This is a genomic window from Bounagaea algeriensis, assembly GCF_054491375.1.
On record NZ_CM137102.1, the window covers coordinates 3,340,530 to 3,362,736 of the forward strand.

The 22,207-nt window shown below is 71.5% G+C and carries 17 protein-coding genes and 2 pseudogenes; 7 read left to right on the forward strand and 12 right to left on the reverse strand.

Annotated elements, in window-relative coordinates; translation table 11 throughout:
* The first annotated feature begins 176 nt into the window (after positions 1-176).
* Both ACVGV2_RS15245 and ACVGV2_RS15250 read left to right on the forward strand, forming a co-directional pair.
* Positions 177-1,010: a class I SAM-dependent methyltransferase gene (locus ACVGV2_RS15245; protein ID WP_459163032.1), complete on the forward strand. Its 834-nt coding sequence runs from the start codon at positions 177-179 to the stop codon at positions 1,008-1,010.
* Positions 1,011-1,262: 252 nt separating this feature from the next.
* Positions 1,263-2,588 carry a hemolysin family protein gene (locus ACVGV2_RS15250; RefSeq protein WP_459163033.1) on the forward strand — a complete coding sequence of 442 codons (1,326 nt, stop codon included), beginning with the start codon at positions 1,263-1,265 and terminating at the stop codon, positions 2,586-2,588.
* A 12-nt stretch (positions 2,589-2,600) separates the two neighbouring features.
* Here ACVGV2_RS15250 and ACVGV2_RS15255 read toward each other — a convergent pair whose 3' ends face one another.
* Positions 2,601-2,759 carry a hypothetical protein gene (locus tag ACVGV2_RS15255; RefSeq protein WP_459163034.1) on the reverse strand — a complete coding sequence of 53 codons (159 nt, stop codon included), beginning with the start codon at positions 2,757-2,759 and terminating at the stop codon, positions 2,601-2,603.
* A 398-nt stretch (positions 2,760-3,157) separates the two neighbouring features.
* Between ACVGV2_RS15255 and ACVGV2_RS15260 the strand changes: the two genes are divergently transcribed.
* Positions 3,158-3,949: a carbon-nitrogen hydrolase family protein gene (locus tag ACVGV2_RS15260; protein ID WP_459163035.1), complete on the forward strand. Its 792-nt coding sequence runs from the start codon at positions 3,158-3,160 to the stop codon at positions 3,947-3,949.
* A 224-nt stretch (positions 3,950-4,173) separates the two neighbouring features.
* The gene (locus ACVGV2_RS15265; RefSeq protein WP_459163036.1) at positions 4,174-4,764 is read left to right on the forward strand and encodes a rhodanese-like domain-containing protein; all 591 of its coding nucleotides are present in this window, start codon (positions 4,174-4,176) and stop codon (positions 4,762-4,764) included.
* Between the two features lie 62 nt (positions 4,765-4,826).
* Here ACVGV2_RS15265 and ACVGV2_RS15270 read toward each other — a convergent pair whose 3' ends face one another.
* The 4 genes from ACVGV2_RS15270 to nadA all read right to left on the reverse strand — a co-directional run bounded on the left by ACVGV2_RS15270 (position 4,827) and on the right by nadA (position 9,339).
* Entirely contained in the window at positions 4,827-5,741 is a 915-nt protein-coding gene (locus ACVGV2_RS15270) for a CPBP family intramembrane glutamic endopeptidase (protein ID WP_459163037.1), read from the reverse strand.
* A gap of 138 nt (positions 5,742-5,879) precedes the next feature.
* Entirely contained in the window at positions 5,880-6,737 is an 858-nt protein-coding gene (nadC, locus tag ACVGV2_RS15275; protein ID WP_459163038.1) for a carboxylating nicotinate-nucleotide diphosphorylase, read from the reverse strand.
* Positions 6,734-8,329 (reverse strand): L-aspartate oxidase, encoded by a 1,596-nt coding sequence (locus tag ACVGV2_RS15280; RefSeq protein WP_459163039.1) that lies wholly within the window; start codon positions 8,327-8,329, stop codon positions 6,734-6,736. The genes nadC and ACVGV2_RS15280 overlap by 4 nt, the downstream gene beginning before the upstream one ends.
* Positions 8,326-9,339, reverse strand: coding sequence for a quinolinate synthase NadA (gene nadA / locus ACVGV2_RS15285; RefSeq protein WP_459163040.1), 1,014 nt, complete (start codon positions 9,337-9,339; stop codon positions 8,326-8,328). The genes ACVGV2_RS15280 and nadA overlap by 4 nt, the downstream gene beginning before the upstream one ends.
* Positions 9,340-9,434: 95 nt before the next feature.
* Between nadA and ACVGV2_RS15290 the strand changes: the two genes are divergently transcribed.
* The gene (locus ACVGV2_RS15290) at positions 9,435-10,169 is read left to right on the forward strand and encodes an NUDIX hydrolase (RefSeq protein WP_459163041.1); all 735 of its coding nucleotides are present in this window, start codon (positions 9,435-9,437) and stop codon (positions 10,167-10,169) included.
* A 66-nt stretch (positions 10,170-10,235) separates the two neighbouring features.
* Here the strand turns inward: ACVGV2_RS15290 and ACVGV2_RS15295 are convergent, their stop codons facing one another.
* Both ACVGV2_RS15295 and ACVGV2_RS15300 read right to left on the reverse strand, forming a co-directional pair.
* Positions 10,236-10,994, reverse strand: coding sequence for an LON peptidase substrate-binding domain-containing protein (locus ACVGV2_RS15295; RefSeq protein ID WP_459163042.1), 759 nt, complete (start codon positions 10,992-10,994; stop codon positions 10,236-10,238).
* A gap of 52 nt (positions 10,995-11,046) precedes the next feature.
* Positions 11,047-11,658: a DUF2567 domain-containing protein gene (locus tag ACVGV2_RS15300; RefSeq protein ID WP_459163043.1), complete on the reverse strand. Its 612-nt coding sequence runs from the start codon at positions 11,656-11,658 to the stop codon at positions 11,047-11,049.
* A 138-nt stretch (positions 11,659-11,796) separates the two neighbouring features.
* On the opposite strand from ACVGV2_RS15300, the gene ACVGV2_RS15305 reads away from it, so the two are divergent.
* Positions 11,797-13,812: an arabinofuranosyltransferase gene (locus tag ACVGV2_RS15305; protein WP_459163044.1), complete on the forward strand. Its 2,016-nt coding sequence runs from the start codon at positions 11,797-11,799 to the stop codon at positions 13,810-13,812.
* 168 nt (positions 13,813-13,980) lie between these two features.
* On the opposite strand, the pseudogene dnaE reads toward ACVGV2_RS15305, so the two are convergent.
* Together dnaE and ACVGV2_RS15315 are read right to left on the reverse strand one after the other, a co-directional pair.
* Positions 13,981-17,145, reverse strand: a pseudogene (gene dnaE, locus ACVGV2_RS15310) (DNA polymerase III subunit alpha); the annotation flags it as partial.
* A gap of 1,071 nt (positions 17,146-18,216) precedes the next feature.
* Positions 18,217-18,639 (reverse strand): annotated as a pseudogene (locus ACVGV2_RS15315) (PHP domain-containing protein); the annotation flags it as partial.
* Between the two features lie 365 nt (positions 18,640-19,004).
* Between ACVGV2_RS15315 and ACVGV2_RS15320 the strand changes: the two are divergent.
* Positions 19,005-20,102: an AsnC family protein gene (locus tag ACVGV2_RS15320; protein WP_459163045.1), complete on the forward strand. Its 1,098-nt coding sequence runs from the start codon at positions 19,005-19,007 to the stop codon at positions 20,100-20,102.
* Positions 20,103-20,173: 71 nt separating this feature from the next.
* On the opposite strand, the gene ACVGV2_RS15325 is transcribed toward ACVGV2_RS15320, so the two are convergent.
* The 3 genes from ACVGV2_RS15325 to lspA all read right to left on the reverse strand — a co-directional run bounded on the left by ACVGV2_RS15325 (position 20,174) and on the right by lspA (position 22,191).
* Positions 20,174-20,485, reverse strand: coding sequence for a hypothetical protein (locus ACVGV2_RS15325; RefSeq protein WP_459163046.1), 312 nt, complete (start codon positions 20,483-20,485; stop codon positions 20,174-20,176).
* Between the two features lie 81 nt (positions 20,486-20,566).
* Positions 20,567-21,499 carry an RluA family pseudouridine synthase gene (locus ACVGV2_RS15330; protein ID WP_459163047.1) on the reverse strand — a complete coding sequence of 311 codons (933 nt, stop codon included), beginning with the start codon at positions 21,497-21,499 and terminating at the stop codon, positions 20,567-20,569.
* Positions 21,496-22,191 carry a signal peptidase II gene (gene lspA, locus ACVGV2_RS15335; protein ID WP_459163048.1) on the reverse strand — a complete coding sequence of 232 codons (696 nt, stop codon included), beginning with the start codon at positions 22,189-22,191 and terminating at the stop codon, positions 21,496-21,498. The genes ACVGV2_RS15330 and lspA overlap by 4 nt, the downstream gene beginning before the upstream one ends.
* Positions 22,192-22,207: the final 16 nt, after the last annotated feature.

Sequence of the window (22,207 nt, forward strand, 5' to 3'; positions counted from 1 at the left end):
ACACAATTTTCATGAAAATTGCGAGTTGTCCCCACGCGTCTGGAGGACAAATGATCACCACACCATCGGATTAGCTGCGGAACTGCATCTGCCAGACTGCGCCGCATCGGGCGGTTCCTGGAAGAGCACGGCCGGCCGGAGACCGGCAGCGAGACGGGCGGCGAGGAGGCGGTGAGATGACCACCGAGCGGGTCGACCTGCGCGGCGCTGCGGCGACGTTGCTGGTGATGCTGTACATGCGGGCGCGGGACGCGCGGTCACCGCACCCGATCCTCGGTGACCGCTACGCCGCCGACGTGCTGGAACGCATCGACTACGACTCCGCCCGCCTGCGCCTGGTCGCCGCCGGCGACGCGCCGGTGATCTGCGCCCGAGCGCGGTGCCTCGATGCCTGGACCGAGCAGTTCCTCGCCGAACATCCGCACGGCCAGGTGCTGCACCTCGGATGCGGCCTGGACAGCCGACCGCTGCGCGTGGCGCGGCCGGACTCGGCACGCTGGGTCGACGTCGACTACCCGGACGTGATCGAGCTGCGCCGACGCCTGTACGACCTGCCTTCCTCCGTGGAGGAGATCCCCTCCTCGGTCACCGATCCCTGCTGGTGGGACCGGGTGGCGCGCGATCGCCCGACGCTGGTGCTCGCCGAGGGCGTGCTCATGTACCTGCACCCGCAGCAGGTGCACGCGCTGCTGGAGCAGGCGGTGAGCACGCTGACCTCCGGACGGATCGCCTTCGACACCGTGGCGCCGTGGACCGCACGCGCCGCCGAGCTCACCAGTCGCGTCCTGCCTCAGGACATCCGGTTCCACTGGACGTACCGGCAACAGGAGTTCGCCGCCCGCCGTCCCGAACTGCGGCGCTGCGACGACCGCAGCGCGGCCGCGCTGGCCACCGGGTCCGTGCACGACCCGCTGTTGCGGGCGATCTTCCGCGCCTACACCGCGGTGCCCACCTTCCGCGACGCCATGCGCCTGCACCGGTTCACCTTCGGCGCGGGCTCCGGCGGCTGATCACCAGCTGCTCCGGCGCGGCTGCGCGGTACCGGTCGGCAGCGCCGTGCCGCGCCTCGCGGACTGCACGTGCAGCGGTCAGCAGCGGTGCCCCCGGTTGCCACCCAGCTGGATCGCGCGGACGAGTGGGCGCATCTCGCGCGCGTCGCCCGCCGCCCACTTCCGGTCTGGCGAGAAGTGAGCTGCCGGAGCGCACCTGCGCACGGGGTCGAACGCTCGGTGTGGATCTCCGCGCGATGCGAGACTCGGCCGATGAGCGGTGTCGTGTGGAACCTGCTACTCGTGCTGGTGTTCGTCCTGATCGGCGGCTACTTCGCCGCGGCGGAGATCGCGCTGGTCTCGTTGCGCGACAGCCAGCTGCACCAGCTGGAGCAGCGCAGCAAACGCGGTGCCCGCGTGGCGAGACTGCGGGCCGATTCGAACCGGTTCCTCTCGGCGGTGCAGATCGGCGTCACCTTCGCCGGGTTCTTCGCCTCCAGCTACGGCGGCGCGACCATCGCCGTGCGCCTGGAGCCCTCGCTGAGCGACTGGGGACTTCCGGCAGGTCTGGCCGCATCCGTGGCACTGGTCGTGGTGACGCTGTTCGTGTCCTACCTGTCGCTGGTGTTCGGCGAACTCGTTCCCAAGCGGCTGGCGCTGCACCGCACGGAAGCCACCGCCCTGGCCGCGGCCGACGTGCTGGACCGCATGGCCACCCTGGCCCGCCCGCTGATCTGGCTGCTGTCGGTGTCCACGAACGCCGTGGTGCGCCTGCTGGGGCTCGACCCGAAGGCGGCGACGCAGACGGTCTCCGAGGAGGAGCTGCGCGACATGGTGCGCACCAACGAACAGCTCAGCGTGGAGGAACGGCATCTGCTCACCGACACGTTCCACGCCAGCGGCCTGGTCCTCGGCGAGGTCATGGTGCCGCGCACGGAAGTGGACTTCCTCGACGAGGCGCTGCCGCTGGAAGAGGCGATCAGCGAGATCCGCGGCAAACCGCACTCGCGCTACCCGGTGCGACGGGAGACCGCCGACGACGTCGTCGGCTTCGTCCACGTCCGCGACCTGCTGCTGGCCGACATCACCGCGACCACCACCGCGACGGGCGGCCGAGCCCACCGCGTGGGCGACCTGGCCCGTCCGGTCACGTCGCTGCCGACCAGCAAACCCGTGTTGCAGGCGTTGTCGTTGATGCGCCAGCACGGGCACCTCACCGTAGTGATCGACGAATACGGTGGCACCGCGGGCATCGTCACGGTCGAGGACCTGGTCGAGGAGGTCGTCGGGGACATCTGGGACGAATACGACCCGAACGCCGCCCCGGTGCGCCCGGTCTCCGCGGGCGGTTACGTCGTGGACGGCCTGCTGCACTGCGACGACCTCGCCGAACAGGTGGGTCTGACCCTGCCCGAGGGCCCCTACGACACGGTTGCCGGTTTCGTGCTCAGCAGGCTCGGCAAACTACCGACGTCCGGCGACACCCTCGATGCGCTGGGGCACCGCTTCACGGTGCGCGCCATGGACGGGCACCGCATCGCCCGACTGCACATCCGACCGCTCGACGCCCCGGCTTCCCCGCAGTCGGAGCGCAGCTGAGCAGCGATGGTCTCAGCTGAGCAACAGCACCAGCGATCCCAGCACGATGGCGGCGACCACCACGATCACCCCGATCATCAGGATCATCCGGAACCGCGGCGCGTCCTCGCGCGTCTCGGACTGAGCCCGTTCCTTCCACTGCAAGAAGGTGGTCCCGTCGCCCTCACTCATGAACCGACTCCTCGTCTCGTCGTGCGCGGGGTCCTCGTGCCGTTCGCCGCGCGCGGTCCTTCCAGCCTGTCATATCGGCCGGAACGCGCGAACGTTGACACGTGCCGCAACTGCACCACCACATTCAGCGATGCGTGTGACCGGGAGCGGTCACCTCTTCCGCGGATCCTGCCAAAACCGCGTTCCCGCCGCGCGCCCAAGGGTCCGAGGGCCAGGCACCCGGGACCGGGCGTGCGCACGGGCGCAATCCCCGTCCGTACGAATGCGTTTCACGCTCGTTCCGCCCACTGTGGACGCGCACCGCGCTCGCCGCACGCGCGCGCACGCCGCGCTCCCCTCCCCGAGCACCGGCCACGCTGGTATACACGCCGAGAAGTCCGCGAAGAGAGGGAGGCGACATGCGCATCGCATCGTGCCAGATCGTGTCCACCCCAGACCCCGGCGAGAACCTCGAACTCGTTCGCGGCCGCGTGCGCGAAGCGGCCGAGGCCGGGGCGCAGGTCGCCGTGTTCCCCGAGGCGACCATGGCGTGCTTCGGCGTGCGCCTGGCACCGCTGGCCGAGCCGCTCGACGGCCCGTGGGCGAACGAAGTGCGCCGCACGGCGCGCGAGGCGGGACTGACCGTGGTCGCGGGCATGTTCACCCCGGGCGAGGACGGACGCGTGCGCAACACGCTGCTGGCGACCGGGCCGGACGTGGAGACCTCCTACGACAAGATCCACCTCTACGACGCTTTCGGCTTCGCCGAGTCGCGCACCGTCACCGGTGGCGAGGAGCCCGCCACCATCACCGTCGGCGCGACCACGCTCGGTCTGAGCACGTGCTACGACGTCCGCTTCCCCGGTCTGTACACCGCGCTGGCCGACCGCGGCGCGACGGTGGTCCTCACCGCCGCCTCGTGGGGCGCGGGCCCCGGCAAGCGGGAGCAGTGGGAACTGCTCACCCGCGCACGTGCGCTCGACTCGACCACGTGGGTGCTGGCCTGCGGCCAGGCGAACCCGCGCAGCATCGGGCGCGAGCCCAGCGACAAGGCCCCCACCGGCATCGGCTACAGCCTCGCGGCCACGCCGTTCGGCGAGATCCGCGCGCAGGCCGGCGAGAGCCCCGAGGTACTCGTCACCGACGTCGACCAGGAAACCGTCGACGAGGCGCGCTCGAGCCTGCCCGTGCTCGCCAACCGCCGGTTCTGACCACGTCGGAGGCAGCACTCCGCAGGGCGCGTCGTGAACCGCGCGACGTGCGCCGCGAGACAGCCGAGCACGACAAGGGGGATGAACTGCCCGCGGCCCCCGGGGTGCCGCTCACCTCCGCCGGATCCGCCGAATCCAGCTGGACCCACGGCGTTCGGGCCTGCGCAGCCCCAGCAGGGCGTGCTCTCTGGAAGAATCCCCGGCGAGTACGAGGAGGAGTGGTTTTGAGCAGTTTACTTCCGGAGAGCCTGGACCAGGGCGCGGCGCGCGCCCTGCTCATCTCCGCACCGAACGCCCGGGTCATCGACGTGCGCACCCCGGCCGAGTTCCGCGCCGAGCACATCCCGGGTGCGCGCAACGTGCCGTTGGACCTGCTGCGCGCGCACAGCCACCACCTGACCGGCGCGCACGACGATCCGCTGCTGCTGGTGTGCGGCTCGGGGGCGCGGGCCGAGGAGGCCCGCAGACTGCTGGCCGGGACGGAGCTGGGCGATCCGGTCGTGCTCGACGGCGGTATGGCCGCCTGGCGGCAGCAGGGCGGCCCGGTGGAACACGACAGGCAGAAGTGGGCGATGGAGCGGCAGGTCCGCCTCGCCGCCGGGAGCCTCGTGCTCACCGGCGTGCTCGGCAGCACCCTCGCGCCGAAGGCGAAGTGGCTGGCCGCCGCCATCGGCGGTGGGCTGGTGTTCTCGGCGGTGACGAACACCTGCGGTATGGCCCGACTGCTGGCACTGCTGCCGCACAACCGCGAACCCGCGGCCGAGGAGCCGGAGCGGTTGTCGGCGGTCACCCTCCCGCGCAGCACCGTGAACTGACCCGTGGCGGCCGGGCCCGGCTCGGGACCACACCCGGTTCTCGACCACTGCCCGAGGCGTGCTCACCGGGAGTCCCCGACGCCCGCGGTCCGGGCGCGTCGCCGGACCAGCACCACCGCGACCAGCAGTGCTGCGAGCACGAGCGTGGTGATCGCGCTGCCTTCCACGCCGAACCCGCCACCGGTGATCGGGGCGGCGCCGGCGGGATCGGCGGAGACGTCCCACCAGGTGGTGCCCAGGTCCATTCCGGACACTTCGATGCCGTAGACGTTGCCCTGCGCCCAGTTCCACACGGTGTGGAAGGCGCACACGCCCCACAGGCCTCCTTCGGTCACCGCCCAGAACCCGAGCAGCACGCCGATGAGCAGGATGTTGACCAACGCGATGACGCTGACCTCGAGGTTCGTCACGTGCAGCAGCGTGAACAGCACCGCCTGCACCGCGAGCGCCGCCGGCAGACCCCACCGCCGGTGCGTGATCTGCAGCAGGTAACCGCGGGTGAGGACCTCCTCGGTGCTCGCCTGCACGGCGAATGCGAGCAGCAGCGCGAGCACCATCGCCGAGGCGCTCACCGCGCGCACCTCGTACTGTCCGCCGAGGAGGTTGATGGCGACCGGCAGGCTGAGCGCGACCGCGGCGACCGCGGCACCGACCAGCAGCACCGCCGGCACGCGGCGCGTGGCGGGGAAACCGAGGCTGCCGAACGGACGAGCTTCCTTGAACCGCAGCCACAGCGCCAGCAGCACCAGCGCTCCCGCACCGCTGAGCAGCATCGCCGCCTGGTCGACCGGTCCGACACCGCCGCGCAGCACGGCCAGCGGCGAAGCCCCGAGCAGCGGGTACAGCACCAGGCCGGTCAGGTACTGCCCGGCCAGCAGGCACGCGAGGACCACCACCACACCGAGCACGGGTCCGGTGATCCTGCGTCCCCGCGCCGGTCCGTCCAGCAGCGCGTTGCTGCGCTCGGCCGCGTTCATCGCGACACCGCCCCCTTTCGGCCGCGTGCGGTGCGGCCACGCGCCGCACGACCCGCACGGCGCGATCATGCCCTCCGCGGGTGCGCGCGGACGCGCCGGGGCCGCTGCACGGCCGCGCACGCGCGACTCGCGGCACGGCTACATGTCCAGTCCCACGTCCAGCGCGAGAGCGGAATGCGTCAGCCGCCCCACCGCGAGGTAGTCCACACCGGTGTCGGCGTAGTCGCGGGCGCGCTGCAGCGTCAACGCTCCGGAGGCCTCCAACCGCACCTGCTGGGCGCTGCTGCGCGTCCGGCGCACCGCCTCCGCGCATCCTGCGGGCGTGAAGTTGTCCAACAGCACCAGGTCCGGGCCCGCTTCGAGCGCCTCGACGAGTTCCTCCAGCGTGGACACTTCCACTTCCAGCGGCAGCCCCGGGGCGCTGCGACGGCACGCGCCGATCGCCTCGCCCACCGAACCGGCCGCGGCGATGTGGTTGTCCTTGACCAGCAGTGCATCGCCCAGCGCCATCCGGTGGTTGACCCCACCGCCGCAGCGCACCGCGTACTTCTGCGCCGCGCGCAGCCCCGGCAGCGTCTTGCGGCTGTCCCGGACGCGGCAGCCGGTGCCGGCCACGGCCCGCACCCACTCGGCGGTCGCACCGGCCACACCGGACAGATGGCACAGCAGGTTCAGCGCGGTCCGCTCGGCGGTCAGCAGTCCCGCACCGGGCGCGCGCACCCGCAGCACGCGGTCGCCCGCGGCGACCGCGTCCCCGTCGGAGCGGTCGCGGACCCACTCGTAGTCCGCCCCCAGGACCTGGTCGAAAACCTCGCGGACGAACTCCAGCCCCGCCAGCACTCCGTCACCGCGCGTGTGCATCGCCGCATCCAGCGGCGCCTGCCCGACGGTGGCGCGCGTCGTCGCATCGGGGCCCCGGGCCAGGTCTTCGTCCAGGGCCGTGCGCACGAGGGCGCGGACGTACTCGGCGTCCAACCCCGCACCGCTGCCGGTCATGCCGCCGTCCTCGCCGATCCCGCGTCCGCGGTGCGGATGAGCGCGCCGGAGACGTCCAGCCGCAGCACCACGCTGCGGGCCTGCTGCGCATCGGCGTCCGGGAAGTCGCCGCGCCGGTGGCACCCGCGCGACTCGGTGCGCAACCCGGCCGCGGTGAGCATCGTCCGCCCCGCCAGGGCCAGCGCGGAGTCCTCCGCGGTCCTGCGGTCCTGCAGCGGCCGCACCACGGCGGTGCGGTCCAGCGCGTCGACGGCCTCCCGCAGGCCCTCGGCAGAACGCTGCAACGCGGCGTGCCGCGTCATGGTGCGCTGCAGCAGCTCCCGGTTCACCACGGGGTGGGCCGGGATCTCCGGATCCGCCGCGCGGCAGCGGCCGTGTTGGCCGGACGCGTCCCGGGCGACCGCGCGCGCCGCGCGCTCGCCCACGACGAGACCTTCCAGCAGGCTGTTCGAAGCCAGCCGGTTCGCCCCGTGCAGCCCGGTGCGGGCCACCTCGCCCGCGGCGTACAGCCCGGAAACGCTGGTGCGCCCGGACAGGTCGGTGACGACCCCGCCGCAGGCGTAGTGCGCGGCGGGCGCGACCGGGATCGGTTCGGCGGTCGGGTCGATGCCCGCTGCGCGGCAGGCCTCGGTGACCGTGGGGAAGCGCTCGGCGAACCGCTGCACGCCCGTGGCGTCGAGGAACGCGCGGCTGCCGCCGGTGCGGCGCAGGTGCTCGTCGAGCGCTGCCGCGACCACGTCGCGCGGCGCGAGGTCGGCGCGCGGGTCCGCGCCGGCCATGATCCGCCGTCCCCCGTCGTCGACGAGCACGCCGCCTTCGCCGCGCACCGCTTCGGTGATCAGCGGCCGGCTGCCGGCTGGGGCGTCGGGCGCGCGCAGCACGGTCGGGTGGAACTGCACGAACTCGACATCGGCCACGCACGCCCCGGCGCGCAGCGCCAGCGCCAGCCCGTCGGCCGCGGCGATGCCGGGGTTGGTGGTCACCGCGTACAGCTGGCCGAGTCCACCGGTGGCCAGCAGCACCGCCGGGGCGCGCACCACCCCGGGGCGGCCGTGCTCGTCGAGCACGAGCACGCCGGCCACGGTTCCGCTCTCACCGCGCAGCACGTCGACGACGCAGTGCCGCTCGAGCACGGGCGTGCCCGCACCACGGGCGCTGCCGGTCAGCGCCCGGTGCACCTCCGCGCCGGTGGCGTCACCGCCGCAGTGCACGACGCGGAACGCGGTGTGCCCGCCTTCGCGAGTGCGAGCGAGCCCGCCGTCGGCGTCCCGGTCGAACCGCACACCGCTGTCCTGCAGCCGACGCAGCGCACCGCCGCCCTCGGCGAGGACCCCGTGCACCGCTTCGGGCGAGCACAGGCCCGCACCCGCGGTCAGCGTGTCCGCGACGTGGCGCTGCACGCTGTCCCCGCCGGGGCCGGTGCCGTCGACGCAGGCGATGCCGCCTTGGGCCCACGCGGTGCTGCCGGTGCTCAAGTCGGCCTTGCTGATGACGAGCACCCGCAGACCCGCCTGGCGGGCGGTGCGGGCTGCGGTGAGTCCGGCGACGCCGCTGCCCACCACGACCAGGTCGCACCGGGTCTCCCAGTTCACTCGCCACCCCCGGGGGTGCCGATCGTGACCATGCGTTCCACCGCGCCGCGCGCGCGTCGCGCGATCTCGGCGGGCACGTCCACCTCGTCGGTGCCGTCGGTGAGGCAGCGCAGCAGGGCCCCCGGCGTGATCATCTTCATGTAGCGGCAGCTGGCCCGCTCGTTCACCGGTTGGAAGTCGACCTCGGGGGCTGCCCGGCGCAGCTGGTGCAGCATGCCCACCTCGGTCGCCACGAGCACCGAGGACGCCTCGGCCTGCTCGGCCGCGTCGAGCATGCCCCCGGTGGACAGGATTTTCACGCGTTCGTCCGGCACGCTGCCCGTGCCGGCGAGGTAGAGCGCCGAGGTGGCGCAGCCGCATTCGGGGTGCACGTACAGTTCGGCGTCCGGGTTCTGTTCGGCGCGACGCGTCAGCTCCGGACCGTTGATGCCGGCGTGCACGTGGCATTCACCGGCCCACACGGCCATGTTCTCCCGTCCCGCGACGCGCCGGACGTGCGCGCCGAGGAACTGGTCGGGGCAGAACAGCACGGGCTGCTCGGCCGGGATGGAGTCGACCACGTCCACCGCGTTCGACGAGGTGCAGCAGACGTCCGTCTCGGCCTTCACCTCGGCAGTGGTGTTCACGTAGGACACGACCACCGCGCCGGGGTTGTCGGCCTTCCACTCGCGCAGCTGTTCGCCGGTGATGGAGTCGGCCAGCGAGCAACCGGCTCGTTCCTCGGGGATGAGCACGGTCTTGTCCGGGCCGAGGATCTTCGCCGTCTCGGCCATGAAGTGCACTCCGCAGAACACGATGGTGCTCGCGGTGCTGCCGGCCGCGATGCGGCTCAACGCCAGGGAGTCACCGGTGTGGTCGGCGATGTCCTGGATCTCCGGCAGCTGGTAGTTGTGCGCGAGGATGACCGCGTCGCGCTCGTCCGCGAGCCGGCGGATCTCCCGCGCCCACGTTTCGTCCGGCACCACGTCGGCTTCCGCGGCCCGGTCCCGGAGCTGGGCGTCAGCGGCCATGCGAACCTCCCGTCCCGAACGACGCCCCCGGCCGGTCGGCCGGTTTCTGCACTGCGTCGTTTCGCCGCCGCAGTTTTCGCCTTACAATCGAAAACGTGCCTCATCCTAGCAACGGAACCGATCCGACGGGGAGCGAGATACGTCACGAAGTTCTGGCCGCGGTGCTGCAGGTGCACGACGCGCGCCTGCACGTGCTGCTGTGGCAGCGCGCCCGCCCGCCGCACGAAAACCGCTGGTCACTCCCGGGAGGACGGCTCAGCACCGGTGAAGAGGTGGCCACCTCGATCCGCCGCCAGCTCGCCGACAAGGTCGACGTGCGCACGCTCAGCCACCTCGAACAGCTCCAGGTCTTCAGCGGTCCGCAGCGCGTGCCCGGCGCACGCGTGCTCGCCACCGCGTTCCTCGGCCTCGTGCCCAGCGACACCCGTCCGGCGATCCCCGCGGACACGCAGTGGCGGCCCGTGGACGCGCTGCCGAGCACCGCCTTCGACCACGACCACATCGTCTACGCCGCGCGCGAACGACTGCGCGCCAAGCTGTCCTACACCAACCTCGGATTCGCCCTCGCCCCCGGCGAATTCACCATCACCGAACTCCGGCGGCTGTACTCCGCCGCCCTCGGGTACGAAGTGGCCGCCACGAACCTGCAGCGCGTGCTCACCCGCCGCGGCGCGATCACCGCCACCGGCCGCACCGTGCCCGCGGGGCGCTCCGGCGGCCGCCCGCCCGCGCTGTTCCGCTTCACCCACCACGAGCTCGAAGTCACCGACCCGTTCGCCGTGTTCCGCCCGCCGGAGGCCGGCAACCACCCGCGGGCCGCGCCGGACTGACCGGTGCGCCCGCGGCGGGCCGCCCTTCCGGCCGCGGATGCGGTCCGCGAGCGACCGCCACGGCGATCAGTTCGAGCTCGAGTCCTGGGAGAACTCGGCCAGGGCCGCGGGCACCGCACCGAGCCGGTACCGGAAGAACGTCTCCTGCCGCACCAGCCGGTTCGTCAACCGCAGCCGCTCCAGCGGATCCGTCTCGGAGAGCACGTCCTGGCGGTCCTCGGAGCTCAACACGCAGTCATCGGCGAGCCGGTAGGACAGCTGCGCGACGTCCTCGGGACCCTCGCCCGTCCCGGACGCCGCGGCCGGTTCCGGATCGCCCGGCTGGTGGGCCGACTCCGCGACGGCCCGGTACTCGCGCCGCACCCGGCGGGCCGATTCGGCCAGCTGTGCGCGCCGCTGCGGGGAGTCGGACTCCGACTCGGTGTCGGGCAGCGGCTCGACGTGCGCCATCAGGTACGGCGCGGCGTGGTAGTCGACCTGCAGCAGGCGGAACCGCTGCTCGCCCGTGGCCGTGATCTCGTACTGGTCGGCGGGCAGCGAGGTCACCTTGGACATCCGGGCGATGACGCCGATGTCGTACATCGCATCGACGTTGTCGGTGCCCACTTCCCACCCCTGCCGGATCGTCACGATCCCGAACCGGAAATCCGGCACGACGTGCTCGCACAGATCGCTGACGAGCTCGCGGTAGCGCTTCTCGAAAACGCGCAGCTGGAGGGATCCGCCGGGCAGCAGCACGCTGTTGAGCGGGAACAGCGGAAGATCCACAGTGGCCTCGCACATCACACCGAAGGACGAGTCGTGATGCGTGCTGGAAGCAGGCATCAGCCACACGATAACCGAAGCGCAACCCCTCCTCGTTCCCGCGAGGAGGTGATCAACCGGTGCGCCTGCCGAGGTCGTCCCGCCCGTTCCACGCCGCGGCCAACGCGTATACCAGCACGAACGCCATCGGCTGCGCCACGAGGACCCACGCCGTCGGCGCCTCCGGCGGCGTGGTGAGCACGTCTCCCGGCCGCGGCTGCTCGACGGAGGGCGACCACAACGCCGCGAACGTCACACCCAGCTGTGTGCCCAGCCACGACGCCCCGACCGAACCGAGCACCCCGGCGATCACGTAGACCGGACCCCGCCGACGGCGCACCATCCACATCACCGCGCCCGTCCACACGCCGGCCGTCATGGCCAGCAGCGCGAAGATCGCCACCGCGTCGAACGCGTGGTAGGTGTCCGTCAGCAGCGGCACCAGCTCCCCGCTCGGCGCCACCTCGCGTTGCCGCGACGGGGTCAGCAGCGACCACACGAGCCCCAACGGCACTCCGAGCAGCGCCACCAGCGACACCGCGCTGAGCCCGGGCAGCAGATCCGCCTTGACCACGGCGCGGGGCCGCGGCGCCGGCGCGGTGAGCAGGAAAGCGTCATCGGCGGGCCCTGCCGGTGCGGCCCAGGACGACGCGGCGCGCGAGCCGTTCTCCGGTTCCTCGGGCACCCGCCAACCTCCTCCGGGGTGAAACGCTGCACATCGTTGAACGGCCGTGCTCGCACAGCCTAACCGCCCGCCCGCGCCGGACCCATCACCCGTGACCCCGGCGGCGCACCGACATCCACTATTCTGCGCGCACGCCCCGTGCCTGACGCGAAGGACACGAGATTGACCGGAATCCTGCCGAGTTCCTTGCTGACCGGGCCGGACCCGGTCGATGACCGCGGTGCGACCGTCCGCCTGCCCCTGCGCACCACGATCGCCGAACTGCTCCTCGGCATCGCGGTGAGCGCGGTGGTGAGCCTGCTGATCCAGTTCGTCATCACGCGGTTCACCATCATCGAACCGAGCAACGCCCCGGAAGCGCTCGCCGTCGTCAGCGGTGCGCTCGTGCTGGCAGCCCTGCTCGGCGCGCTGACCTTCGGGCGGCGGCGCCTGCCGCGCTGGTCCCACCTCGGTGGAGTCTGGGTAGGACTGTCCACATTCGTCACTTTTGTCCTCGCGATTCCGCTGCAGTCGACCCGCTTCTACTTCGGCGGGTCCTCAGTGGACAACGGGTTCCGGCTGCAGTACATGACGCGCATGGCCGAGAACGCCGGTCTCGTCGACATGAACTACGCGCACCTGGCGCCGTACTACCCCGCCGGCTGGTTCTGGCTCGGCGGCCGCTTCGCCAACCTGATCGGCTGGGACGGCTGGGCCGCGTACAAGCCGTACGCACTGACCTGGGTGGCGGTCACCGCCGTCGTCGCGTTCACCCTGTGGAGCCTCGTCGTGCGACGGAGGCTGGCGTTCCTCGCCGCGCTCGTCACCGCGCTGGCCGGCATGCTGCACGGCATCGAAGAGCCCTACGCCTGGCCGTCGGCGGCGTGGCTGCTGCCGATCGCCGTGCTGGTCTGGCAAGTGCTGCGGCACGAAAACCCCTCGCCGCGGTGGGTCTACGGGCTCGTCGGCTGCTACGTCGGATTCGCCGCCGTCACCTACACCCTGCACTTCGGATTCGCGGTGCTGCTGGTGGTGACCATGGCCGTGGTCATCGGCGCGTTCCGCATCCGCTCCGGCCACCCCTGGGGTGCCACGATCCGGCGGCTGTTCCTCCGGTTGCTGCCGATCGGCCTGGTCAGCCTCGCGCTCGCCCTGCTGGTGTGGACGCCGTACCTGATCGCCACCGACTTCCTGCTGAACAGCCCCCGCAGCGCAGCCCAGCACTACCTGCCGGAATCCGGTGCGTACCTGCCGATCCCGATGTCCGAGGCCAACGCGCTCGGTGTGCTGGCCCTGATCGGGCTGGTGTGGCTGATCCTGCGGTGCCGCCGCAACGCGGTCGCCGCGGCGATGCTCACGATCGTGCTCGCCGTGTACGTCTGGTTCGTCCTGTCGACGTTCGCGCTGATCGCCGAAACCACGCTGCTGGCTTTCCGGCTGAACGTCGTCCTCGACGCCGCACTCGCCGTGACCGGTGTGTTCGCGCTCGTCGACATCGCCTCGCGGGTGCACCGGAGCGTGCCGGCGCACCACGCGGTCCGCGTCAGCGCGGTCAGCTTCGCCGCGGCGTTCTTCGGTGCGATGACGCTCGCGCAAACCGCGGTGGGTGACGAGCTCGCCACGTCGATCACCACCGCGCACGAGGACTACTACCCGAACGGCACCAACGCCTTCGGCGGCACCGACCGCTCGGAACCCGGCGCCGAAACCGCCGCGGTGGACCGGGCGATCCGCTCGATGACCGGACGCGCGCCGCAGCAGAACATCGTCCTGACGACCGACTACAAGATCATGTCGTTCCGCCCGTACTGGGGCTTCCAGCAGGAGACGCCGCACTACGCCAATCCGCTGGCCGAATACGACCGGCGCGCCGCGGAGATCGAACGCTGGTCCGATGCCCGCAACGGCGAACAGCTGGTGCGCATGCTCGACTCCAGCGAATTCCCCGCGCCGAACGCCTTCGTGCTCCGCCTGCCCGAGAGCGGCCCCGCGAGCGGCTCGGCCGCGCCGCCGGACGACGCCACCGATGACCTGAGCCTGCAGCTCAAGGCCGATGTCTTCCCCAAGGATCCGAACGTGGACGACTACGAGGTGTTCTTCGACCCGGCCGTGTTCAACTCCCCCGAGTTCGAGCACCGCGACGTCGGCCAGTACCGCGTCGTCGTCCGCAGCTGAACCGCCGTCCGCAGCTGAACCGGACCCTGCGGCAGTGCGCCTGCGACCGGGAGCCGCGCGAGCTCGGATCCGCAGGACGCCGGCGGCCGGACACCGACGGTCGGACACCGGCGGGTAGACGCCGGCGGGCGGACACCGACGGTCGGACGGTTGCCGGTACCCGCCGGCCTACACGGCCTCGAAGCAGCCGGCGCCGAGCAGCCCCTTCAGCTCGCCCTGCAGACCGTTCTCCGTGGAGACGAAGAAGTCGCTGGACAGGGCCATGCGAGTGGTCCCGCGCGGGCTCTGCAGCTTCACGTGCACCGGAGTGGTGCCGGAATGCGCCCGCAGGGTGCGCTTGAGCTCCTGCACCAAGGACTCGTCGACCCGGCTGACCGGCACCTTGATCACGAAGGCCGGTTCGGCCCCCGGGTCGGTCTCGGCCGCCGAGATGTCCACCGGAACCGCGTCGGAGGCGAAGACGCTGATGGCGCCCTCCCGCTCGTTGATGCGGCCCTTCACGGCGATCGCCGTGTCCTCCACCAGGCAGTCGCCGAACATCTCGTAGGCCTTGGGGAAGAACAGCACCTCCACGCCCGCGTCGAGGTCCTCCAGGGTGACGATCGCCCACGGCTGCCCGTTCTTGTTGATGCGCCGCTGGATTCCGGAGATCATGCCCGCGACGCGGATCTGCTCCTTGCCGGACCCGCTCGTTTCGCGCTCCCCGCTGACCAGCTCGGCGATGCCGGTGTCCTGGTACGGCGCGAGCAGCCGCTGCGCCCCGTCGAGCGGGTGCGCCGACACGTACAGCCCGAGCATCTCCCGCTCGTAGGACAGCAACTGCTTGCGCGGCCACTCCTCGGAGCTGAACCGCATGTGCGCCAGCGGTGACGACTCGCTGCCGCCGTCCTCCGTGTCGCCCCCGCCGAAGAGGTCGAACTGGCCCATGGCCTGCTGCCGCTTGATGCCCGTGACCGCGTCCACAGCGGCTTCGTGCTGCTGCACCAGCCCCATGCGCGAGTGCCCGAGCGAGTCGAACGCGCCGGCTTTGACCAGCGACTCGATGACCCGCTTGTTGCACACCACGATCTCGGACTTGTCGAGGAAGTCCGTGAACGAACCGTAGCGGCCGACCTCCTGGCGGTTCGACTCGATCGCGGAGACCACGTTCGTGCCGACGTTGCGGATGGCCGACAGGCCGAAGCGGACGTCGCCGTTGACGGCGGCGAACGTCTCGCGCGAGTCGTTCACGTCCGGCGAGAGGACCCGCACGCCCATCCGGCGGCACTCGGCGAGGTACACGGCCATCTTGTCCTTGTTGTCGCCGTTCGACGTCAGCAGGGCGGCCATGTACTCGGCCGGGTAGTTGGCCTTGAGGTAGGCGGTCCAGTACGCGATGAGGGCGTAACCGGCGGCGTGCGACTTGTTGAACGCGTAGCCGGCGAACGGCAGGACCGTCGACCACAGCGTGCTGATGGCCTCCTCCGAGTAGCCGTTGCCCCGCATGCCGGCGTGGAAGTGCTCGTACTCCTGGTCCAGCACCTCCTTCTTCTTCTTGCCCATGGCGCGGCGCAGCAGGTCGGCTCGTCCCAGGCTGTAGCTGGCCACGCGCTGCGCGATGGCCATGATCTGCTCCTGGTAGACGATCAGGCCGTAGGTCTCGGCCAGGATGTCGGCCAGGTCCTCGGACAGCTCCGGGTGGATCGGTTCGACCGGCTTCTTGCCGTTCTTCCGGTCGGCGTAGTCGAGGTGCGCGTTGACCTCCATCGGGCCCGGCCGGTACAGCGCGTTGGCCGCCACCACGTCGCCGAACTCGGTCGGCTGCATGCGCTTGAGCAGCTCGCGCATGCCGCCGCCCTCGAGCTGGAACACGCCGAGGCTCTCCCCGCGCGCCAGCAGCTGGTAGGTGTTCGGATCGTCCAGCGACAGCGTCGACAGGTCGATCTCCAGCTCGTGGTTGTCCCGCACCATCCGCAGGGCGTCACCGAGGATGGTGAGGTTGGACAACCCCAGGAAGTCCATCTTCAGCAGACCGATGGCCTCGCACGAGGGGTAGTCCCAGCCGGTGATGATCGCACCGTCGTCGCGCTTCCACAGCGGAACCGTGCCCAGCAGCGGCTGCGAGGAGAGGATCACCGCGCAGGCGTGCACACCGGCGTTGCGGATCAGCCCCTCCAGGCCGCGCGCGGTGTCGAAGATCTGCGACACGGACTGGTCGTTCTCGATGAGACCGCGCACCTCGGCCGCTTCGGCGTAGCGCTCGTGCTCGGGGTCCACGATGCCTTCCAGCGGGATGTCCTTGGCCGCGACCGGCGGGGGCAGCGCCTTGGAGATCTTGTCCGCGATCGCGAAGCCCGGCTGGCCGTGGTGCACGCGGGCCGCGTCCTTGATCGCCGCCTTCGTCTTGATCTTGCCGAAGGTGATGACCTGCGCGACCTTGTCCTGCCCGTACTTGTCGATGGCGTACTCGAGCACGTCGTCGCGGTGCCGGTCGTCGAAGTCGAGGTCGATGTCCGGCGGGGAGTCGCGCTCCGGGTTGAGGAACCGCTCGAAGATGAGCCCGTGCGCCAGCGGGTCGAGGTCGGTGATGTACAGGACGTAGGCCAGCAGCGACCCCGCCGCGGAACCGCGGCCCGGTCCCACGTGGATGCCTTCGGACTTGGCCCAGCGGGTGATGTCACCGACGACGAGGAAGTAGGCGCAGTAGCCCTTCTGGTCCAGCACGTCGAGTTCGAGCTCGATCTGCTGCCGGCACTGCTGCGTCGGCCCCTCCGGGTACCGCGACGGCAGGTAGTGCTCGATCTCCGCGGCCAGCTGCTCGCGTTCGCTCTTGCCTTCCGAACTGGCGATGCGGGGCATCCGGTCCTGGTAGGTGTAGGCCTGTTCGTAGGACTCGACCTGCTCCATGACCCGCAGCGTGTTGTCCGCGGCGCCGGGGACCTCGCTGTCCCAGTACCCGCGCATCTCCTCCGCGGACTTGAGGTAGTAGCCGTCGCCGTCGAGCTTGAACCGGTTCTCGTCGCTGAGCGTCTTGCCGGACTGCACGCACAGCAGCGCGCCGTGCGAGTCGGCCTGGTCGGCGGTGACGTAGTGGCTGTCGTTGGTCGCCAGCGGCGGGATGTCCAGTTCCTTGCCGATTTTCAGCAGGTCCTCGCGCACGCGCCGCTCGATCGGCAGCCCGTGGTCCATCAGCTCCAGGTAGAAGTTGTCCGGACCGAAGATGTCGCGGTAGTCGGACGCGGCCTGCATGGCCTCCTTGAACTGGCCCAGGCGCAGCCGCGTCTGGACCTCGCCCGAGGGGCAGCCGGTGGTGGCGATGATGCCCTCGGCGTACTCGGACAGGAGCTCGCGATCGCAGTTGTGCAGCGCGAAGTCCGTGACGTAGGAGTGGTCGTCGGCGACTTCGATGTTGTGGACACGACCGGTGTAGGTCTCGGTGACGACGTCCCGGATCGGCACGTAGACGAACTCCTCGTCGCTGCGGGCCTCGCTGTGCCGCAGCCCGGCCCCCGGTGCGAAGTTCCCGCGTGCGAAGTTCCCGCGACGGCCCCGGGCGAGCTCCTCCGCGGGCCGCTCGTCGGGTGCGATGTCGACGAAGTCGGCGTGCAGCCGCGCCGCGAGCGTGCGCAGCTGCCAGATCAGGTCCTCGGAGACGGCACCGAGCGGCACCACGCCGTCGCGCTGCTGCGAACCCCCACCGGCCAGGACGCCGTCGAACGCGCCGCGCTGGAAGGACTCCGGGGCGTCGAAGAGGAAGTCGGGCAACTGCTCGCTGCCCGCACCGCTGCCGCACAGCGATTCGATCAGCGCAGCGAGCTCGGCGGAGGCGGCGCTGGCGGTGACACCGCGCTGCTCCGGCCGGTCGTGGACGGCGACCCCCTCGCCGGTGCAGCGCTCCACCATCTTCGCGCAGAAGTCCACCAGGTCCTGTTCGGACTCGTGGAAGTGCCACCGCACGCACGCACCGCGGTCGATGCTGCCTGCGGCGGCGCAGAGGCCGAGGAAGCGGCCGAAGTCGTAGTCGAGCGGAATCGTCTCGGACAGCCCCGCGACGTGCTCGGCCGTGCGCACCTCGTCGATCCGCGGCGCGTCCGAGCGCGTGCGGGGCAGGCAGACCCAGCTGGTGCAGTGCTCGGCGCCCCCGCGGGTGCCCGAACCTGCGCCGACGAGGTCGCGCGCCCGCACCCACGAGCGGCTGCCGTCCCGGCCGCGCACGAGCACCGGGTGCTCGCCGGTCATCCACGTGACGCGGTCGTAGCGGCCGTTCAGCCGCACACCGTAGATCTCGCCCTCGTGGTGGTTCTCCATCACCTCGGTGACGCGGCGGAACCGCCCGCGGTGGGTGAGCACCTCGTCGCCGACGCGCACGTTCTCGATGCGCTTGAGGCCCTCGCGCGTGGTGATCTCCTGCCCCGGCAGCAAACACCTCGGTTTCTTGTAAAAACCTTCGAAACTGGCGCGGCTGGACAGGGTGAAGAGGTTGCGCAGGCCGGTGGCGCTGGCAGCGAGCATCGTCATGTGCGTGTACGCGCCGGCGCCGGAGACGTCGCCGCCCTCGCCGAACTCGTCGGTGGCGCGCTGTTTCGTCTCCCCCCAGAACACCGGCTTCTTATGGTACCGGCTGTTCGGCGCGATGTAGGCCTCGATGCCGATGATCGGCTTGATGCCCGCTTGCCGCGCCTGCTGGTAGAACTCGTCGGCGCCGAACATGTTGCCGTGGTCGGTCATCCCGACAGCGGGCATCTCGAGCCGTTGCGCTTCGGTGAACAGCGCGCCCACCTTCGCCGCACCGTCCAACATCGAGTACTCGGTGTGTACGTGCAAGTGGACGAAGGGGTCAACAGACACGGGTCCTCCTTCGCGTGCTGACGGGAGCGGCGGCTTCAGCCTACCGATCCGCGCCCGCGGGACCGGCGACCGGCCGCCGGGTGTCGCGCGCACAGTCCGGACCAGCGCGGCGCTCGCGCGAGCCACCTGTTGTCAGCGAACCTGTCACCGGCCAGCCTGCCACCGGCCAGCCTGCCACCGGCCACCGACAGTCCGCCGCGAACGCGAGGACCGGTGCGGCCGCGCCGGGGACCCGCGCGCGGCCTCCCCCATTCACCTCCTGGCTCCGGTCGGCGCGCTCCACGGGGACCCGCGCCCGCGCGGCCTCCCCCGCCCGCTTCCGCCCTCGCCCGCTTCCGCGTGTCGAGCGGGTAGCGTGGCACGACGTGGCTGGTCCGGATCCGGTAGACGTACGACTGCTCAGCGCCCTCGCGGACGCGGGCGACACGACGGTGCCCGAGCTCGCCGGACGCCTCGGCATGGACGTGCGCGACGTCGCGGCGCGACTGGCCGCGCTGTCCACGACCGGCCTTGCGCTGACCGTGCAGGTGGACTGCGACCAGCGCGGCCTGCGCAACGCGGTCGCCCAGGCGCAGGCGTTCACTGCCGCCCCACCGGCACCGGGGATGCCGCCGAACGCACCGCAGCCGCCGGGAGCACCGTCACCGGGGGCGCCGCCGCCCGTGACCGCCAGCGGCGGCTATCCCGTCCCGCCGCCCGGGCCGCCGCACCAGCACCCCAGCGGGGGTTATCCGGTACAGCCCGCACCGCCGTCCCCGTCCGGCCCGCCCTCAGGACCGCACTCGGGACCCCAGCAGATGGGACCCCAGCAGTCCGGACCGCAGCAGATGGGACCCCAGCAATCAGGACCGCAGCAGTCGGGACCGCAGCACTCCGGACCGCAGCAGATGGGTGCTGCACAGCCCGACCCGATGCACACGTGGGGGCCACCCGCCGGGTCGACGGGCTGGACGCGGGGAGAGCACTCCGCCCCGGGACCGCAGGCGGGCGGCAGCGCCGTCGACCCGCTCGCGGCGGAACGCACCCGGCCCGCGATGAACCCGCGCCGGGGAAAGACCGGCAGCACGCTCGAGATCGCAGGCCCCGGCGGGGAGCTCGCGATCCAGCTGGTGGAGGTCGTCGACCCCGCGGACTACTTCTTCAGCGCCGCCGGGCACGGCCTCGGCGCGGAGGAACGCGCCGTGGTGGTGCACACCGAGTTCACCAACCGCAGCCCGGTGGCCTACCAGCAGGTTCCGGACGAGCACCTCCTCCTCGTCGCCGATGACGGCACGACGTTGGACAAGTCGGCGACGACGCTGACCTCACGTCCCCCGCACGGCGCCCCGATCCAGCCGGGCGCCACTGCCGGCGGCCACACCGTGTACGTGGTGCCCGAATCGACGCGGCTGGTCTCGGTGCGATGGTCGCCCACCGCCGAGGACACCTGGTGGACCCTCACCTGGGACATCACCGACCTGTAGTGGAACTTCGCCGGGCCGCTCCGTCCGCTGGGGGCGGGCGGGACGACTCGGCGAAATTCTCCGCCCCCGGCTCACTCGGGACGCAACCAGCGGTCGAACATCCCCTTCCCGGAGGACTCGTCCTCGGAATGGGAACGCTCGCGCTGCAACGTGGGCCACTCCCCCGGGCCTGCGGAGGAGTCCGGATCCGGTGCGGCGCCGAGCACGCTCGGCGCCGCGGAGCCCATGTCCTCGGCCCTGATCACGTCGGCCAGGTTGTCCGCCCCGGAGGCCTGCTCGAGGTCCCCCAGCGCGGACATGCCCGCCGGCGGCGTGGCGGTCTCGTCCTCGAGCGGTGCGCCTTCCCCACCCGGGGTTTGCTCTTCGGGATTCGGCCGGTTCATGGGGTTCCTCCGTCCGCGGTCCGCACCGTCCGGGCCACCTGCCCGGAGCCGGCCCGGACGGTCTCGCTGATCCGCAGAAGCCTACCCTTCCGGCTCGCGCAGCAGGGCCACGGCGCGCTGCAGATCATCCGGATAGGGGCTGTCGAAGGAGACCCGGGTGCCGTCGGCGGGGTGATCGAACACGAGGGTGCGCGCGTGCAACCACTGACGGCTCAGCCCGAGCTTGCGCGTCAGCACCGGATCGGCACCGTAGGTCAGGTCGCCGACGCAGGGGTGGCGCATCGCGGCGAAGTGCACGCGGATCTGGTGGGTGCGACCGGTTTCCAACTTCACGTCGAGCAGCGAGGCCGCCCGGAACGCCTCCACCGTTTCGTAGTGGGTGACGCTGGGTTTGCCACCGGTGACGACGGCGAACTTGTGGTCCTGCCGGGGGTGACGGTCGATCGGCGCGTCGACCGTGCCGCGCGTGGGATCCGGGTGCCCCTGCACCAGCGCGTGGTAGTGCTTGTCCACGGTGCGCTCCTTGAAGGCGCGCTTCAACGCGGAGTAGGCGCGTTCGCTCTTGGCCACGACCATGACGCCGGTGGTGCCGACGTCGAGCCGGTGCACCACGCCCTGGCGTTCGGGCGGTCCGGAAGTGGCGATGCGCACCCCGGCTGCGGCGAGCCCGCCGATCACGGTGGGCCCCTCCCACCCCGGGCTCGGGTGCACCGCGACCCCGATGGGCTTGTGCACGACGACGATGTCGTCGTCCTGGTGCAGGATCTCCAGTCCCTCGACGGGCACCGCGACGACCTCCGGCGGCCGCTCCGGCTCGGGCAGGCTGACCTGCAGCCAGCTGCCGGCGATCAACCGTTCGGACTTGCCGAGCTGCGCGCCGTCGACGACGACGTCGCCGGACTCGGCCATGGCGGCCACGGCGCTGCGGGACAGCCCCAGCAGCTTGGCCAGTCCCGCGTCCACGCGCATGCCGTCCAGCCCGTCGGGCACCGGTAAGGATCGAAGGTCGCTCACGTGTCGTCCTCAGCTCGCTTTCCTCGCTTGCGCTGCACGGTTCCGTCGTAGTCGCGCCCCAGCAACGACAGCAGGATCACCAGCGCACCGCCGCAGACGATGCTGGAGTCGGCGATGTTGAACACCGGGAAGTAGGCGCCGTTCGGGGCGAAGACGGAGATGAAGTCGACCACGTGCCCGCGCAGCGGACCCGGCTCGCGGAACAACCGGTCGACGAGGTTGCCGCAGGCGCCGCCCAGGATCAGGCCGAGACCGATGCTCCACCCCGTCGAACGGAGCTTGGGGGCCAACCAGACGATGCCGGCCACGAACCCGATCGCGAGCAGGGCCAGCACCCACGTCATGCCGGTGGCCAGGGAGAACGCGGCACCGGGGTTGCGCAGGACGTCCAGGTAGACGAGTCCGCCGAGCACCCGCACCGGCGGGCCGCCTTCCAACGTGGCGACCACGGCGACCTTGGTCAACACGTCCAGGACGAGGGCGCCCGCTGCGATCCCGAACAGGACGGCGAGCAGGCGACGCGACCCGCGCTCGCGGGTGGTGTGCTCCCCGCCGCCAGCACCGGTGCCGCCGGGCTCGGCAGCCCGGCCGTCCCCGCCCGATGATCGCTCCCCGTCCGATGATCGCTCCGGCTCCGCGGCGGAGCCCTCCGCGTCGCGCGGCTGCTCCGAGGGGGGCTGTTCTGTGCTCACCGCACCATTGTCGCGC